Genomic DNA, 17643 nt, shown 5'->3' with positions numbered 1-17643 from the left:
ACAGAAAACCCGACAATATTAAACTTGTCGGGTTTTCTGTTTTTCAGACTTCTTATTTCTTTTTAGTTGTCTTTTTCTTTGTTGTTGCTTTTTTAGCAGGTGCCGGTGCGGTATTTACAATTTTTTGCTGCACATACGCTTTATACAAACCATCTTTCTCTGCTCTCTTTTTAGCATCTTCAGCTCTTTGTTTTGAATCCGGATGCGAACTCATCATCTGATCTAAAAAAGAAGACTGAGTTCCTTCGCTCATTTTGGCTAATATCCTGAATGCAGATTCTTCGGCATTAACATTATAACCATTCTTTTTCATAAAATTATAAGCAAATAAATCAGCTTCAGCTTCTTGTTTACGACTATGCTTGCTATCAATCATAGCGCTTCCAATTTTCCCTAACTGACTATCCGTAAGACTTGTAACAGTTGCAGACTGGGACGAAACCCCATCTATCAAAGCTTCTTTTTGATAAGCTGCACGCATAGCATCTCTTGAATCATTATTAGCAACGTGACCAATTTCATGACCAATAACAGCCAGTAATTCGTTATCATCCATAATATCCATTAATCCTGAATAGACTCTTACACTTCCATCTGCTGTTGCAAATGCGTTTACTTCTTTTATTTTATACACTTTATAATTTAAAGTATAACCTTCACCAGAAGTGTGCTTACCAAAAACCCTGTTTAATCTTAAGGTGTAAGGATCAGTAGGACCTGCAACTTCGTGTTCTGCGTCTAATTTAGCTACAGCTTCTTTAGATAATTTAGCTGCATCTTCGTTTGTAAGGGTAAAACTAGCCACCCCTTTTTGAACTGCTCCTATAGCTTTTTCACCAAAATTAATTTGTGCCTGTACTTTTGTAAAGCTCAAAGAAGCCAATAGAATTCCTAAAACTATAAATTTATTTTTCATCTTTTTTAATTTAATTACAGAACAAATATACTTAGAACTAAAAATATAAAACGATTTATATTTATTTCTTTTAACCGTTAAAGAACCATAAATCCTCTACATTACTAAAATTAGCATCTAATTTATTATATAAAATTAACAAATTATCGATAATTAACAAATAAACTCGACAAGATAACAATTAGACACATCTCTAACTTATACAACTTTGCGTATATTTGTAGTTCAATTTTAATGTATGGAAACTGTAGTAGAAAATATCCCTACCGGAAAACCAAAATGGTTAAAAGTAAAACTTCCAATTGGTCAAAAATATACTGAACTTCGTGGTCTGGTAGACAAATATAGCTTAAATACCATCTGTACTTCAGGAAGTTGCCCAAATATGGGTGAATGTTGGGGAGAAGGAACTGCAACTTTTATGATTTTAGGTAATGTATGTACCCGCTCTTGTGGTTTTTGTGGTGTAAAAACCGGAAGACCAGAAACAGTAGATTGGGATGAACCAGAAAAAGTAGCACGTTCTATCAAAATAATGAACATCAAACATGCTGTAATTACAAGTGTAGACAGAGATGATTTGAAAGATGGCGGTTCTATTATCTGGATTGAAACCGTAAAAGCAATTCGACGTATGAACCCAAATACGACCCTTGAAACTTTAATTCCGGATTTTCAGGGAATTGAAAGAAATCTTGACCGAATTGTAGAAGCAAATCCTGAAGTTGTTTCTCATAATATGGAAACTGTTCGCCGTTTAACCCGTGAAGTACGTATTCAGGCAAAATACGATCGTAGTTTAGAAGTTTTACGTTATTTAAAAGAAAAAGGGATTAACAGAACCAAATCGGGAATTATGTTGGGACTTGGCGAAACTGAAGAAGAAGTTTTTCAAACCATGACTGACTTGCGTAATGCAAACGTTGATGTAGTAACTATTGGTCAATATTTACAGCCCAGCAAAAAACATTTACCTGTAAAAGAGTTTATAACTCCTGAGCAATTTGCCAGATATGAGAAATTCGGACTTGAACTTGGATTCCGCCATGTAGAGAGCGGCCCTCTTGTTCGTTCATCTTATAAAGCACAAAAACATATATTGTAAAAAGTTTATTCGGTTAATCATTAATTGTTTAACCGATTAAACAAACCAACAGAATAAAAAATTGAAAACTAGAATTGCTATAAATGGTTTTGGAAGAATTGGCAGAAATTTATTTCGATTACTTTTAAACCATCCCGAAATTGAAGTGATTGCAATTAATGATATTGCAGACAACAAAACGATGTCACATTTGATAAAGTATGACAGTATTCACGGAGTTTTACCTTTTACGGTATCTCATGACGAAAAAAGCATAATAGTTAATGAAAAACATTATATGTTTTTTCATGAAAAAAATATTTCAAATTTAGACTGGAAAAGTCATAATATAGATTTTGTAATTGAATCAACAGGGAAATACAAAACCTACGAAGAGTTAAATGCACATATTGAAGCAGGAGCCAAAAGAGTGATTCTTTCTGCTCCGTCAGAAGTAGACACTATAAAAACTGTTGTTTTAGGAGTAAATGAAGGAATTTTAGACGGAAGCGAAAAAATTGTTTCGAATGCAAGCTGCACGACAAACAATGCTGCTCCGATGATAAAAATAATTGATGAGTTATGCGGAATTGAACAAGCCTATATTACCACTATACATTCCTATACAACCGATCAGAGTTTACATGATCAACCGCATAAAGATTTAAGAAGAGCAAGAGGAGCCAGTCAGTCTATTGTTCCTACGACAACTGGGGCTGCGAAAGCACTAACAAAAATTTTTCCGGGTTTACACCAAAAAATTGGGGGCTGCGGAATTCGTGTTCCGGTTCCTGACGGTTCTTTAACTGACATTACGTTTAATGTAAAACGTGCTGTAACAATAGATGAAATTAATGATGCTTTTGAAAAAGCATCCCAAACATATTTAAAAAACATTTTAGATTACACAGAGGATCCAATCGTATCAGTTGATGTAATAGGCAATACAAATTCATGCTTATTTGATTCTCAACTAACTTCTGTTATCGATAAAATGGTAAAAGTCGTTGGCTGGTATGATAATGAGATAGGCTATTCATCAAGACTTATCGATTTAATTATACTGATGAAAAAAACATAAGATTCCATTATAAAAAGTATTACAGTATGAAATACCTTTTTATGTTTATCAGTTTTTTTTACACTTTTTTGTATTCGCAAACTAAACCGGATACAGATAGTTCTTCCTATTATAAAAAATTAGCCATCTCCGATAAAAAAGCAGACATCGTTGTACAAAAATCCAATTTCAGGAATTCTTATGAATATCTGAATTTCCAGAAAGCGATGACATACAAATCACTTAAAAATTACACATTAGCTTCTAAAACGCTAAAAAAGATCGTTCAACGCCCTGACAATAATAATAATAATAATAATACTTTAGCTCTCAAATCAGAAGCTTACTATCAACTTGGATTAATTGAAACACAACTAAAAAGAAATGATTCTGCCATTTTTTACTTTAATAATGCTTTAGAGGAAAATTCAAAAACTAAAAATTTAAAACAAAAAGCAAATATTATATTAGCCATAAGCAACTATCACAAAAACAACAAAGAATACGAGCGTGCTTACAATTACCTGAGTGAATATTATCAAATAGAGCATAATATTCTAAAATTAAATGACAGCAAATTCAATTTTGATAAACATAAAAAAAACAATCAAATTCATCTTTTAAATGAAGAAAAAAGAAAAAGCGAGGAAAATGCACAGATAAAAACGTATCGATACTCAAAGTTGATAAGCATTTTAGCCATTGCGCTAATCTCAATTCTTTCTTTATTGAGTCTGGCTCTCTACAAAAACAATGTTATTAGAAATCAGAATAATTTAGTTTTAAGAGAAAAAAACAAAGAACTTATTCTGGCAAAAAATAAAGCTGAAGAAGCTTCAAAAGCCAGAACTGATTTTTTATCAACAGTAAGCCATGAGCTTCGAACACCATTAAATGCAATTAACGGTATCGCGCATCTGTTACTTGAAGAAAGCCCAAAAGAATCACAACTAAAATATTTAGATTCATTGAAATTCTCAGGAAATTACCTCACTACCTTTATCAATGAAATACTTGAAATAAACAAAATTGATTCAACTAAAATTGAAATAGAAAAAATTTGTTTCGACCTAAAAGCGTTACTTAACAATATTCAAAATTCTTTAAAGGAATTAGCAGCAGCCAACAATAATCATTTTTTACTAGAAATAGACGATGCTATTCCGGATAATTTAATTGGCGATACAACCAAACTTTCTCAAATAATCCTGAATCTAATTAACAATGCCTTAAAATTTACCCAAAACGGCAAAGTAACACTTATCGCAAAATTACATGCTCTGGAAAACGAAAAAGCAACAGTTTATTTTGAAATTACGGATAACGGAATCGGAATTCCTAAAGATAAACAGAAAAAAGTTTTTGAAAGTTTTTCACAAGGTTCTATAGAAGTTAATCGCAAATATGGCGGAACAGGTTTGGGACTTACAATTGTAAAAAAACTCATTCACCTATTAGGAGGTAAAATTCACTTAGAAAGTGAAGTAGGCAAAGGTTCTACGTTTAATTTTAAATTAAACTTCGACATCAGTAAAAACCCGTCAGAAAAAATTCAGGAGGCAAAATCTTATAATGATGATCAATTAAAAAACAAAATCATTTTGTTGATTGAAGACAATAAAATCAATCAGATGATTACCCGTAAAATGCTCGAAAACAAATCTATATACTGTGAGATACTTGATAATGGAGAAGAAGCAATTGAATTATTAAAAATAAAAACTTTTGATTTAATTTTAATGGATGTTCATTTACCTGGTATAAGCGGCACAACAGCAACAAAACTTATACGTGAATTTAACAAAACAACACCAATCATCGCCCTTACGGCTATTTCGCTCGATGAAAACAGAGAGCAGCTTTTATCTTTTGGAATGAATGATGTAATTACAAAACCTTTTGTTCCTGATATATTTTACAACACTATTGCTACGTTTTTTGATTGATTTTTTAATCTAACTAACTTTTTACATACTGCAAAATAGTTGCGTCAAAATTTTGCTTATGATTTATAAAAGTACTTTTTATAGGCAAATAATACAAATTCGAAATTATTTCAGCATCTTTTAAACGCACATAATCTTTTTCGGTTGTAATGATTTTTTTGTTTTGAGCTTTATTTCGAATTTCATTTAAATCGTTTTCAGAAAAATGATGATGATCAGGAAAAGTAAGACATTCATCATTTTCATTCTTCAAATAATCAAAAAAAGGTTTCGGTTTTGCAATTCCGGCCAAAAGTACTTTTGGTTCTGATTTTATTTCGTTTACAGCTATTTTTTCTTCTACATTATAAATTGCATCATCATAGTCTATAAAAGTAAAATAGATTTGTTGACCGCAATTTAATTTTAGTTTCGAACGAATTTCGTCTTGTTTTTCATCAGACAAATTCTTTGAGCACTTTGTGACTACAATAATATTAGCTCTATTAGCCCCTCTCCTGCTCTCTCTCAAACTTCCTGTTGGCAGTATAAAATCATCTGCATACAAATCGCCAAAAGCAGTCAGTAAAATATAAAATCCCGCTTTTACTTTTCGGTGCTGATAGGCATCATCCAATAAAATAATTTCCGGTTTTATTTTCTGTGAAAGCAATTGTGTAATTCCGTTGGTTCTATTCGCATCAACCGCAACCTGAATATTTGGAAATTTCTGGTAAAACTGAAAAGGCTCGTCACCTAAAATTTCGGCATTCGAAGTTGAATCTGCCAAAATGAAACCTTCAGATTTACGTTTGTAACCACGACTTAAAGTAGCTACTCTGTAATTATCCGATAACAATCGAATTAGATATTCAATCTGAGGCGTTTTGCCAGTTCCGCCTACACTGAGGTTTCCAACCGCAATAACCGGAATATCAAATGAAGTAGATTTTAGAATTCCTTTATCAAAAAGAAAATTACGAATTGAAGTAATGAATCCGTATAAAATGGCAAATGGGAAAAGTATTTTTCGAAGTAAGTTCATAAAGTTATTTATCTGAATAATGCCCCATTGCGGAAATTACAAATACGGTTACAATTTCGTCATCAACGCGATAAATTAATCGGTCCTTTTGATTTATCCGTCTTGACCAAAATCCTGTATATTCATATTTTAATGGTTCAGGATTTCCAAAACCTTCATATGGATTTTCTGTAAGATCAATTAAAATTTTAGCAATGTTTTTAATAGAGATTTTATTTCCTGATTTTTTATGTTTTTCAATATCCTGATTGCCACCTTAGTTACTTCAACCCTAAACTTCCCCATATATCATCTGGATTTAGCCTTGTTGTTTCACCATTTTTAATGTTCTCTTCCGCTTTTTTTACTTTCTCAACAAATTCAGGACTATAAATACTTGGTTCCTCATTCACCTGTACATAATCATCAGTTTCAACAATTTCAATTCCTTCAACACCTTTAAAAAAAGCGTCAAACATAGCCATGAATGCTTTGCCTGACTTGGTATGTTCGTTAATTTTTATTGTAGTCATGATTATTAAATTTTATATTACAAATGTAGTAAATTTGTAATTGTAACAATAAGTTTTACATTGTGTCAATAATTGTTACTAACTAAAACCTGAAATTTCATAAATGAAAATCAAAAACATAATAGACGTACTCGAACAAATGGCTCCTTTGGCTTATGCCGAAGATTTTGACAATGTGGGCCTTTTAGTCGGAAATTCAGAAACTGAAAGTACGGGCGTTTTGGTTTGCCACGATGCATTAGAAAATGTAATCGAAGAAGCCATTACTAAAAACTGCAATCTGGTCGTTTGTTTTCATCCGATATTATTTTCCGGAATCAAAAAACTCACAGGCAAAAACTATGTCGAGCGTGCCATTTTAAAAGCTATCAAAAATGACATCGCCATTTATGCCGTTCACACTGCGCTGGACAATCATTTGCAAGGAGTAAACAAAATATTTTGTGATGCTTTAGGCTTAACCCATACAAAGGTTTTGATTACGAAGCAAAATTTCATTCAAAAATTAGTTACATACACAACGCCCAATAATTCAGAAAAAGTTAGAAATGCATTGTTTGAAGCTGGTGCAGGAACAATAGGGAATTATGACAACTGTAGTTTTAACTCTGAAGGCTTTTTTACTTTTCAGGGAAATGAAGACAGTAATCCTGTAATTGGCGAAAAAGGAAAACTACATACCGGAACCGAAATAAAAATTGAAGTTGTTTTTGAAAAATATTTGCAATCCGGAATCTTAAAAGCCCTTTTTGCCAATCATATTTACGAAGAAGTCGCTTATGAAATTTATGATTTACAGAATTCACATCAAAATATCGGGCTTGGGATGATTGGTGAACTGGAAACTGAAATGGATGAAAAAGACTTTTTGTATTTCGTAAAAGATAAAATGATTGCCGATGGAATCCGTCATTCAGCCTTTACAGGAAAAAAAATAAAGAAAGTTGCCGTCTTGGGAGGATCAGGAAGTTTTGCCATCAAAAACGCACTTCAGGCGGGAGCAGATGCCTTTTTGACCGCCGATTTAAAATATCATCAGTTTTATGAAGCCGAAAATCGTTTACTTTTAGCCGATATTGGTCATTTTGAGAGCGAACGGTATACAAAAAATTATATTGTTGATTATCTTAGGAAAAAAATCCTTAATTTTGCAATCATTTTATCAGAAGAAAATACAAATCCAGTTAAGTACTTATAGAATATGGCGAATACGAAAGAATTAAGTGTTGAGGACAAGTTAAGAGCAATATACGATTTACAGCTTATTGACTCCAGAATTGACGAAATCAGAAACGTAAGAGGGGAACTTCCATTAGAGGTTGAAGATTTAGAAGATGAAGTTGCAGGTTTAAGCACTCGTTCAGAAAAACTTAAAAGTGAACTTGAAGTAGTTGAGGATCTTATCAAAACTAAGAAAAACGCTATTGAAGAGCACAAAGAAGTGATCAAAAAATACACAAAACAACAAGAATCAGTTCGCAATAACAGAGAATTTAATTCTTTGACCAAAGAAGTTGAGTTTCAGGAATTAGAAATTCAATTGGCTGAAAAACAAATCAAAGAAATGAAAGCTTCTATCGAGCATAAGAAAGAAGTTATTTCAAATCTAAAAGAAAAATTAGAAGCTAAAAGCAATCACTTAAAGCATAAAAAATCTGAATTGGATGCAATTATGGCAGAAACTCAAAAAGAAGAAATCTTCTTAACGGAGAAATCTGCTGAGTTTTCTGAGCAAATTGAAGCAAGATTATTAGCTGCTTACAACAGAATCAGAAGCAGCGTTCGTAATGGTTTAGCGGTAGTATCTATTGAAAGAGGTGCTTCTGCAGGATCATTCTTCACCATTCCACCACAGACTCAGGTTGAAATTGCTTCCAGAAAAAAAATCATCACTGATGAACATTCAGGAAGAATCTTAGTTGACAGCGCACTTGCTGACGAAGAGAGAGAAAAAATGGAACAATTGTTCGCTAAAATCTAAATAAAATTGTCCCGATCAACATCGGGACTTTTTTTTACCATAAAATTTATTGGTTTTGGGAATTAAAAAAGGAATTCGTTTTATTACATTAAAATCGGTAGGACAATACATTAACTTCCTCAGTTATGTCCGCCCACAAAAAGCCGTCGAACTTTCATACGCACTTTTCAGCCAGCCACGGGACGGCAGATTACTAAAAGAAAGTTTACCAAAATTTTTAAAAAACACAGAAACAGAAACGTTTCACCATAACGAACATCATTTTCAAACGTATATCTGGAAAGGAAACGAAACCAAAATCTTACTTGTTCATGGCTGGGAGAGCAACTCTTCCCGCTGGAAAAAAACGTTACCTCATCTTCAAAAATCAGGAAGCACTATTATTGCCATTGATGCACCTGCACACGGACAAAGCAGCGGAAAGGAATTTAACGTTCCGCTTTATGCCGAGTTCATCAATAAGGCAGTAGAAAAATACCGTCCGGATATTATAATCGGGCATTCTATTGGCGGTGCTGCCTGTGTTTACCATCAGTATTTATTTCCAAATACAAGTATTAATAAAATGGTAATTTTGGGAGCTCCTTCAGATCTAAAAACGCTGATTGACAATTATGTTTCGATGTTGAGTTTAAATACCAAAATGTTTTCGCTTTTAGAAAATCGTTTTTTAACACATTTCAATTTTAAACTCGAAGATTTCTCCGGAAAAAAATTTGCTTCTCAATTTAATATACCGGGTTTAATCGCTCACGACACAACAGACAAAATTGTTGCTTTTGAAGAAGGCAAAAAAATTGCCAGCAACTGGAAAAACAGTCAGTTTATCGAAACCAAAAATTTAGGACATGGCATGCACGATGACGAGTTGTATCAGAAAGTGATTGATTTTCTATTTTCTTCTTAAAAAAGATTCAAAGTTGCTAAGCCCCAAAGGAACAAAGATTTTTTTCTGAGTTTCTGAGGTTAAAATTAAAAATTCATTTTTAGTTTTAAAAATCTAACAGTCTAACAATATTAAAGTCTAACAATCTAAAAATCTAAGAAGTCTAATTTTTGACTACTTTTGCAATATGGAAGAAAATCTAAAACGCCTTAATAAATTCATTGGAGAAACAGGGTATTGTTCCCGCCGTGAAGCAGATAAACTCATCGAAGAAGGACGCGTAACCATAAATGGTGCCGTACCCGAAATGGGAACCAAAGTTTCGCCTGATGACGAAGTGCGCATAGATGGAAAACTAATCGTTGAAAAACACGAAAAAATGGTGTATCTGGCTTTCAATAAACCTACGGGAATTGAATGTACGACCAATCTTGAAGTCCGAAACAACATTATCGATTATATCAATTACCCAAAACGTATTTTCCCAATCGGAAGGCTGGATAAGGCAAGTGAGGGATTGATTTTCATGACCAATGACGGCGATATCGTAAACAAGATTTTGCGCGCCCGAAACAATCACGAAAAAGAATATACCGTAACCGTAAACAAACCCATAACCGACCGTTTTATACAACGCATGGGAAATGGTGTTCCGATTTTAGATACCGTTACCCGAAAATGTAAAGTAGAGCAAATTAGCAAATACACCTTCAAAATTATTCTGACACAAGGTTTAAACCGTCAGATTCGCAGAATGTCTGAGTATTTAGGGTATGAAGTTACGGCTTTAAAACGCATCCGGATTATCAACATTTCACTGGATGTTCCTGTTGGCCGTTACAGAGATTTAACCGATGCTGAAATAAAAGAATTAAATCAGTTAATTGAACCTTCCAGTAAAACTGAAGAAGCCAGTTTACCAAAACCGGAAGCTCCAAAAAGAAGAACAGAATTTATTTCAAAACACGATCCCCGATTTAAAAAAAGAGGAGATTATTAAGCTTTCGCTATAACAATCTCCTTGATTTTCAAATAATCTCTATTTTAATATTCTAAAGTGTTTTACAAAGTCTTTGTACTTATCGCTTAGCGTAACTTTGTGATTGCCTTTTAGAACAATCAAATTGTCATTCACAATTATTTCCTGAATTTTTGTAGCGTTTACAATATAATTTCGATGGGTCTGAAAAAATTTTGCCGGATCCAGCAGCTGAATGATTTTGGTCAGGGAGATTAAAATGACGAATTTCTCTGCTTCGGTTATAATGTTGCAATAGCGGTCTTCGACTTCTATGTACACAATATCCTTAATTTGTACCTTCTTTAAAGATTTATTTTTTTTGATAAACAGCGAATCATTACTTATTACGGCATTTTGATCTTCGCTGTGAAAAGCATTGGTCTGTCCATAAAACTTTTCGACAGCCATTTCGAGTGCGTACAAAATTTCCAGTTCGTTAAATGGTTTCAACAAAAAGCTAAACGGTTTGGTGAGTTTGGCTCTTTCAAAAACCTGGCGGTCTTTTGAACTGGTTAGAAAAACAAAGGGTTTTACACTATTAGGAACAATATTTATTGTTTCTGCAAATGTAATTCCGTCCGGTTTTCCGTCTAAGAAAACATCGATAACGACGATGTCAATTGTATTTTGGTAAAATAACGTTAGTGCATCCTGATAGGTACGGGCAATCCCGACAATGTTGTAATTATTTTCGGTCAGTACTTTTACAAGCGCGTCGCTTTCGGCCGGTGTATCTTCGACAATAAGTACATTTATATTATCCATGGTTTTTAAACTTTGGTAATGCAATGATAATCCTGGTTCCAACATTTTCTTCACTCTGAATATCGAGTGTTCCTTCGTTTTTGCGAATCAGGCTTTTGCACAACTGCATTCCTAATCCGGTTCCTATGATATCATCGTTTTGCTTTTTCGAAAGCAAAATGGTTTCTTTTAATAATTCCTTTCTGGTTGCTTCGCTCATTCCTAATCCGGTGTCTTCGATGACCAGATAACAAAATTCTTCTGATGCAGGACGGCTGTAAATAGAAATCGTTCCGTTTTCTTTAGAGAATTTAATCGCATTGTCTAAAAAGTTCCGAATGATGATTTTAAGCGAATCCAGATCAGCAAACACATAATCTGAAGCAGTAACATTGATTACAAAACTGATATTCTTGTTCAGCATTAAAGGTCTGTAATTGTACTCTACATGCTGCACAATCGAAGACAAATGCAAGGATTCCTGGTAAAAATAGCTCTGCTGGGTTTGCAATAAAGCCCAATTGAGCAGGTTGTCCAGCAAATTGTATGCACCACTGGCAATGGAGCTGTTTTTGTGCAGTAAAACATCAAGTTCCGTGTAGTTTTTACTTTCCAGATTGTCCAGAAGTTTACTATTACTCACTTTCAGGGCATTTACAGAGGAACGTAAATCATGACTGACGATTGAGAACAATTTATCTTTTGTAGCATTGAGTTCATCCAGTTCGTTTTTCTGCGCTAAGATGATTTTATTGCTCCTGATTTTTTGCCTGTAAAAATAAAATCCGGTACCCAACAGCACAAACAATAAAACCGAAGAAATGAGAAACCCATTTCTTTCGGCTATTTTTGCTTTATTCTCGGCTGCGAGAATGTTGACTTCTTTTTGCTTTTGTTTTATGGCAAATTTCTTTTCAAGATCTGCAATCGCCCAGACTTTGTTTTGATCATTTAAGGAATCTTTCCATGCTTCGTATTCTTTTCTGTAAGTTAAGGCTAAAGGAAAGTTTTTTCTGTTTTCCTCAACTACCGCCATGTTTAAGGTCGCCATCCTTTTTAAATCAAATGATTTTATTTTTTTAGATAAACCGTATGCCTTTTCAAAGTATGGAATTGCCTGATTGTCTTTGTATTGCAAATAGTAAAAATTAGCTATATCTATATAAGATTCTATAAGTAATAAAGTATCTGTCTCAGTTTTATTAAATTCCGTTTTTTTTATTAAATATATCTCTGCTTTATCAAACTCATTCAGATGTAAATAACACAACCCTATATTATCTAAAACGTTATTTTTATTAAAATCATAAATCTGAGAATTATTAAGACTTTCAATTCCCTTAAAATATTGCAATGCATTTTGAAAATCTTTTTGCAATAATGCAATTTCACCAAGATTGATTTTTACTTTATAAAAAAAAGCAAAATCGGACGAAACTTTGTTAAATTCTTTTTTGGATTGATTATAAAGCTTTTTACTTTTAAAACTGCATCCTCTAAAATAATAACAATAATTTTTGAGTTCATGATCTGTCTTTAAACCATCTAAACACTTCATTGAATAAACAAGTGTTGAATCCCAACTGCTTGCTATAAAATATGATTGCGCCTTATTAAAATTAATATCCTTTTTAAATTTTTGAGATTTTTCTTTAATTGCAATTTCTAAAAGTTTACCAATACGAGATTTTTCCTGAGAATATCCAACAAAACGACAAATCAACAATAATGAAACAATAAATAATTTAATTCTAATCATTATTCTTGTAATATTTAGAAATTTAAGTAAAACCTATCGAAAATAGAAGAAATTCTATTAGGGCATTAAGCTCCTGATTTAACAGCTGTTTCTGTTCCTCTAGAAGTTACAGGATCTATATCCCACAGAAATGTCTGAATTGAGGTTAGGTTTGAAAGTCCTCCAATAAAAATATTTGAATCTGCCTGAAAAATTATTTCATAAATAAACAAATCTCCTGATAATTCTTCAGGCTGATTGTATACTATAAAAAATTGCAATTGTGCTTGTCCCTCAATATCTATATATGTATTCTGAATGATGCTATAATCAAGTACTTCGTTTTTGATAGCTTCAGCAGCTACATAAATAATAGCATTCATCGTAAGTGTATTCTCTCTGGCAGAATAATACGCTTCAACATAAGGAGCTAAAATCTCAATGGATTTCGTTTCCTGAAATGTCACATTTCCTATTGAATTTGCTCCTTCTATAGGCGTAATATCTGTTCCTGGAGGATAAATGATTACAGGACATTCAGTTGGGGTAATTTTTTCCATGGTAAATAATTTTTAGGTTTGTTAATTAATATTTAGATTTTATGAATCTTGTTAATTAAGCCATATTTAACTGACATAACAAGCAAATTTCACAAATCAAATATAACAAAGTATTTCTTAATAAGTTTTGTTTGAGTCTACATTCAACGTTATTATTTGCTTTTTGTCAATAAAAAATTGAAGAAAATCGATTAAAAGAATGTTTTATAAAAAAAATCCTACTCGTTGTTGAATAGGATTTCTTTAGTTATTTTACTATTTCTTCAAAAACTCATAATACAATGCTTTTGATAAAAACGTTTTTTTCTGATGATTCTGAATTCGGGTTTCTCTATGTAAATTAATATTCTTGTGTTCAATTTTATTCTCTAAAAAATAGGCATTACGCGATTCATCATTAAAATTCAAATCACTTAAAAACACCGGCTCTACTCCTTTATTTACTGAAATATTATAATTGGTAATCAAATTTCCCCAATTGAAATAACTGCAAATCAAAATCGTTCCGTACAAATACCAAATCATGTGGTTAAAAAGATAAGCGTTTGTTTTTTGTCTGATTATTTTTTGAAAAGAAAGCATTAAACCTATAATTGCTAAAGCTAAAAATAAGTACACTCCTAGCCTTTTATAAGTTAACCCGAAAAAGGCAATATATTCAGTGTTTTTCATCACCGCACTTACAATTAAAACACAGTTTAAAGCAATCCAGATTTTGGTGAGCCTTTTGAGCTGAGCAGCTTTTTTATCAAAATTGAATCCGCCTTTGAAATAAAACAGAATTACCCCGACAGCCATAACGATGGAGAAGATTACAGCATTTACGCGTTCGTGTGTGTCTGAACTTAAATTTGTTTTCTCGACCACTTCAAAAAACTGCTCGTAATTATAGGTCCCAATGAAAATCAACAACATTAGGTTTAATAGTACCAGCGTAATTTCTCCGCTCTTTCTTTCAAAATCTACATCCAGGAAAGAAAATGTATTTTGGTTTTCGATTGTGTCTCTATTGCTGAAATCATTATCTAATACATATTTTTTTTCATAACAAACTTCCGGGATCCAGTAATTCCAAAAACTGAAAGAAATATAGAATCCTAAACCTGAAATAACGATTAACTGCCAAAGATCAATATCTAAAGTATAATCTGTAAAGAGTGAAGAAAAATGATCGCTTCCGAAAGAATAGACAATAAAAAAGAGTCCTAAAAAAACGGTTGGGATAATCACGAAGGCAACGAGTTTTTTTGCAAAATTATTATGGATTTTCTTTTCGGGAAGCCATTGTTTAAACATGAAAATGCGTCCTAAGGAAGTAATTCCGTTTAAAAAGATTAGCGGTATTACCTGAATTACTTTGAGTTCTCTTTCATGGGTTTTGAATTGTAAAAAGACAACTGATAATGACAACGCCCAAAAAGAGGCAAAATCTCCGTACCAGGCAAATGCCAGACAAGACAATATAGAGGTTACAACTAATATTAAATGGGTTCTGTCTGTAAATTTGTCCTGAAAAAAATAACAGATGGCCGCCGTTATTGCCAAACCGAACAGCGCCAGATTAATGCCCATTGTCTCATTGTAAAAAAGCAGTGTAAAAATCAAACTGCTAGCCAGAATAAATTGATGTTTTTTCATGGTTATAGAATTTTAGTTGTTGTGTTGAAATTAATTTATATCTTTTATGATGTTGTTTATATTATTTTTGATGTTATTTCAATACACTTAAAAGTACTTTGTATTTCAAAGTTTTTAGACAAAAAAATTTGAATCTTTAAAATTTCATTAATTTTTCCAGATAATTGAGGTGCTCTTTAAAGGCAGCACGCCCAAGATCGGTGACTTTGTATGAGGTTTTAGGTTTTTTACCTACAAATTCTTTCTTTATTTCGATATACTGGGCTTTTTCAAGAGCAGAGGAATGGCTTGCTAAATTACCGTCTGTGATATTCAAAAGTGTTTTCATTTCGGTGAAATCAATCCACTCGTTTACAATCAGAATAGACATTATACCTAATCTGACACGGCTTTCGAAATCTTTATTTAATTTATCAATAATTCCCATGGGCTTATTTGTATTTTTTGAACATTACTAATCCGTACAAGATGTGTAAAATACCAAATCCGATTATCCAAAAAATTAAACCATATCCTAAATAAAAAAGAGAAATAAATCCTAAAACCAGTTCGCAATATCCCAAATACTTTACATCAGAAAATGTATACTTTTCTGCATTTACAAGGGCTAAACCGTAGAAAATTAAAGTCACAGGAGCAACTAAAACATATATTTGGTGATATAAAAGCGCTAAACAAAATATTCCGCCTGACAAAAGTGGAATGGCTAAATTTAAAAGCATTTTTTTTGTTGCAGATGTCCAGATCGGCAAGTTGTATTTTTGGCTTTTTCTGATGGTAAAAAAGATTCCAAATGTAAATGCAAAGACCAAAATAAGAAGAGCAATCCAAACTAACTCTGAAACTAAACTGGCGGAATACAATTTATGATCACCATCAAAATAATCAAGACCGTTGGCTTTGAATAATTGATAAACGTACAATCCGCCGATAAGAGCTGACAATCCCGCAAAAACTCCTGAGAGTCCGCTTAAGGATATAAATCTTGAAGAGCGTTCCATCATAGAACGAATGTGAGCTAAATCTTCCTGGTGCTTCTGATTCATAAATAAAGTACTTTGTGTTGCAAAGTTATTATTTATTTTGAATTGGCAAATAAAAATCTAAGAATATTTTTAAGGATAATGTAGATTCTTCTTTCGAGGTTTCTAAAACCTTAAAGGTCATTAGTCTTGTTAGAATAAAAAATGATATTGTTTTAGTGCTTAAAGTATACCCGAAAGGTTTTGAAAAACTTGCAGAAACTATGGGTTTATAATTTCCTGTGAGCCGCGTGAGGGATAGAAATAAGCTACCGAAGTAGCATGGATAGCCCGACCCTGTTTGCGGAAAGGCGCACAATATACATCAAGATTGGAGCGCCTTTTGCAAACAGGGTCACGCCCAAAGTACATAAAAACGAAAAAGCCTATTTGTAGTGAACAGGCTTTTGCTTTATAGTGAGATTTTTAATTAAAACCATCTCCTTCTTTTGAATAATAAAACCCCTAAAACAGATAAAATAATGGAAACCAAAAGCAGAATCCAGATTCCGTATCTGCTCTCTTCTAAACCATTGGGTACATTCATTCCGTACAAACTGGCAATGAGCGTAGGAATCATCAGAATTATTGAGATAGACGTCATTTGCTTCATAATATTATTCATGTTATTGGAAATTACTGAAGCATAGGCATCCATCATTCCTGTTAAGATGTTGCTGTAAATATTAGCCGTATCCTGTGCCTGACTTAATTCGATTTCGACATCTTCCAGCAAATCCAAATCGTAATTTGCCTTATGTGCTTTTAGGTTTTTAACTCGCTGAAATAAGACATCGTTGGCTTTTAGAGAAGTAATAAAAAACACGAGACATTTCTCGATTTGAAGTAATGCCTGCAGCTCTTCGTTTTTGATGGATTTCTCCAAATTATCTTCGGCAAGTTTTATTTTTTGATTGACTTGTTTTAAATATTTTAAATACCAGACGCTCGATGAAAGCAGCAATCGTAAAACCAAATCAGGATTGTCTTTGATTTCAATATTCTTACGTTGTGAATACGAGACAAAATCTGCTATGATTTCTGTTTTGTAAAATGTAATGGTTACACAGATATCTTCTTTAAAAATCACGCCCAAAGGAATCGTCTGAAATGGCAATTTAACATCATCGCTTTTGATAGGAACCCGCATAATAATCAGCGTCCAGCCATCTTCAATTTCGATACGGGGTCTTTCGTCGATATCCTCAATATCATTGTAAAAGGCTTCTGGAATCTGAAGCTCTTCTAATAAATATTTCTTTTCTGAATCTGTTGGATCCTGAATACTAATCCAGCAATTTGGATTCCATTTTGGGATTTCTGTTACTCCGTTGTTGTTTGTGTAAAAGGCTTTCATTTCAAAATACAGGGTGTTATCACAGCATTTTGAAATTTTTCAAAAGCTGCTTTAATTTAATACTAACGAATAATAATCGTCCATTTGGAGAAGTGTTTTTTTAGTGGTGCAAAAGTATCTTTTATTTTTAAAACCTGAAACTTTAAACTAAAAA

General features: G+C 32.7%; 18 protein-coding genes. 7 read left to right on the top strand and 11 right to left on the bottom strand.

The window, feature by feature from the left end:
• Positions 1-52 precede the first annotated feature (52 nt).
• Complete coding sequence (locus BXU10_RS01740) at positions 53-916, bottom strand: M48 family metalloprotease (protein WP_078225851.1); 864 nt, start codon at positions 914-916, stop codon at positions 53-55.
• Positions 917-1154: 238 nt separating this feature from the next.
• Between BXU10_RS01740 and lipA the strand changes: the two genes are divergently transcribed.
• From lipA to BXU10_RS01725, 3 genes are all read left to right on the top strand, one after another.
• Complete coding sequence (lipA, locus tag BXU10_RS01735; RefSeq protein ID WP_031455905.1) at positions 1155-2021, top strand: lipoyl synthase; 867 nt, start codon at positions 1155-1157, stop codon at positions 2019-2021.
• A gap of 61 nt (positions 2022-2082) precedes the next feature.
• Entirely contained in the window at positions 2083-3081 is a 999-nt protein-coding gene (gene gap / locus BXU10_RS01730; RefSeq protein ID WP_078225850.1) for a type I glyceraldehyde-3-phosphate dehydrogenase, read from the top strand.
• 26 nt (positions 3082-3107) lie between these two features.
• The gene (locus tag BXU10_RS01725; protein ID WP_078225849.1) at positions 3108-5006 is read left to right on the top strand and encodes an ATP-binding protein; all 1899 of its coding nucleotides are present in this window, start codon (positions 3108-3110) and stop codon (positions 5004-5006) included.
• Positions 5007-5019: 13 nt separating this feature from the next.
• Here the strand turns inward: BXU10_RS01725 and lpxK are convergent, their stop codons facing one another.
• The 3 genes from lpxK to BXU10_RS01710 form a co-directional block, all read right to left on the bottom strand.
• The gene (gene lpxK / locus BXU10_RS01720; protein WP_078225848.1) at positions 5020-6030 is read right to left on the bottom strand and encodes a tetraacyldisaccharide 4'-kinase; all 1011 of its coding nucleotides are present in this window, start codon (positions 6028-6030) and stop codon (positions 5020-5022) included.
• A gap of 4 nt (positions 6031-6034) precedes the next feature.
• Positions 6035-6226, bottom strand: coding sequence for a Txe/YoeB family addiction module toxin (locus tag BXU10_RS01715; protein ID WP_304529078.1), 192 nt, complete (start codon positions 6224-6226; stop codon positions 6035-6037).
• 64 nt (positions 6227-6290) lie between these two features.
• A complete protein-coding gene (locus tag BXU10_RS01710) occupies positions 6291-6542 on the bottom strand; it encodes a DUF2683 family protein (RefSeq protein ID WP_078225847.1) in 252 nt (83 codons plus the stop codon).
• Between the two features lie 103 nt (positions 6543-6645).
• Between BXU10_RS01710 and BXU10_RS01705 the strand changes: the two genes are divergently transcribed.
• The 4 genes from BXU10_RS01705 (at position 6646) to rluF (ending at position 10409) form a co-directional block, all read left to right on the top strand.
• On the top strand, positions 6646-7740 hold the full coding sequence (locus tag BXU10_RS01705; protein ID WP_078225846.1) for a Nif3-like dinuclear metal center hexameric protein: 1095 nt from the start codon (positions 6646-6648) through the stop codon (positions 7738-7740).
• Positions 7741-7743: 3 nt separating this feature from the next.
• Complete coding sequence (locus BXU10_RS01700) at positions 7744-8523, top strand: zinc ribbon domain-containing protein (protein ID WP_031455912.1); 780 nt, start codon at positions 7744-7746, stop codon at positions 8521-8523.
• A gap of 55 nt (positions 8524-8578) precedes the next feature.
• A complete protein-coding gene (locus tag BXU10_RS01695) occupies positions 8579-9430 on the top strand; it encodes an alpha/beta fold hydrolase (RefSeq protein WP_078227879.1) in 852 nt (283 codons plus the stop codon).
• Between the two features lie 166 nt (positions 9431-9596).
• Positions 9597-10409: a 23S rRNA pseudouridine(2604) synthase RluF gene (rluF, locus tag BXU10_RS01690; protein WP_078225845.1), complete on the top strand. Its 813-nt coding sequence runs from the start codon at positions 9597-9599 to the stop codon at positions 10407-10409.
• Positions 10410-10448: 39 nt separating this feature from the next.
• Here rluF and BXU10_RS01685 read toward each other — a convergent pair whose 3' ends face one another.
• The 7 genes from BXU10_RS01685 to BXU10_RS01655 form a co-directional block, all read right to left on the bottom strand.
• Positions 10449-11195, bottom strand: coding sequence for a LytTR family DNA-binding domain-containing protein (locus BXU10_RS01685; RefSeq protein ID WP_078225844.1), 747 nt, complete (start codon positions 11193-11195; stop codon positions 10449-10451).
• Positions 11188-12933, bottom strand: coding sequence for an ATP-binding protein (locus BXU10_RS01680; RefSeq protein WP_078225843.1), 1746 nt, complete (start codon positions 12931-12933; stop codon positions 11188-11190). The genes BXU10_RS01685 and BXU10_RS01680 overlap by 8 nt, the downstream gene beginning before the upstream one ends.
• 65 nt (positions 12934-12998) lie before the next feature.
• A complete protein-coding gene (locus tag BXU10_RS01675) occupies positions 12999-13472 on the bottom strand; it encodes a hypothetical protein (RefSeq protein WP_078225842.1) in 474 nt (157 codons plus the stop codon).
• A 255-nt stretch (positions 13473-13727) separates the two neighbouring features.
• Entirely contained in the window at positions 13728-15110 is a 1383-nt protein-coding gene (locus tag BXU10_RS01670) for a DUF4173 domain-containing protein (protein ID WP_078225841.1), read from the bottom strand.
• A 136-nt stretch (positions 15111-15246) separates the two neighbouring features.
• Complete coding sequence (locus BXU10_RS01665; protein WP_078225840.1) at positions 15247-15537, bottom strand: transcriptional regulator; 291 nt, start codon at positions 15535-15537, stop codon at positions 15247-15249.
• A gap of 4 nt (positions 15538-15541) precedes the next feature.
• The gene (locus BXU10_RS01660; protein WP_078225839.1) at positions 15542-16156 is read right to left on the bottom strand and encodes a hypothetical protein; all 615 of its coding nucleotides are present in this window, start codon (positions 16154-16156) and stop codon (positions 15542-15544) included.
• 406 nt (positions 16157-16562) lie between these two features.
• Entirely contained in the window at positions 16563-17489 is a 927-nt protein-coding gene (locus tag BXU10_RS01655) for a magnesium transporter CorA family protein (protein WP_078225838.1), read from the bottom strand.
• Between the last annotated feature and the right edge of the window lie 154 nt (positions 17490-17643).

This window comes from Flavobacterium sp. LM4, assembly GCF_002017935.1.
Classification (GTDB): domain Bacteria; phylum Bacteroidota; class Bacteroidia; order Flavobacteriales; family Flavobacteriaceae; genus Flavobacterium; species Flavobacterium chungangense.
This window is presented reverse-complemented; position numbering and strand designations above follow the sequence as displayed.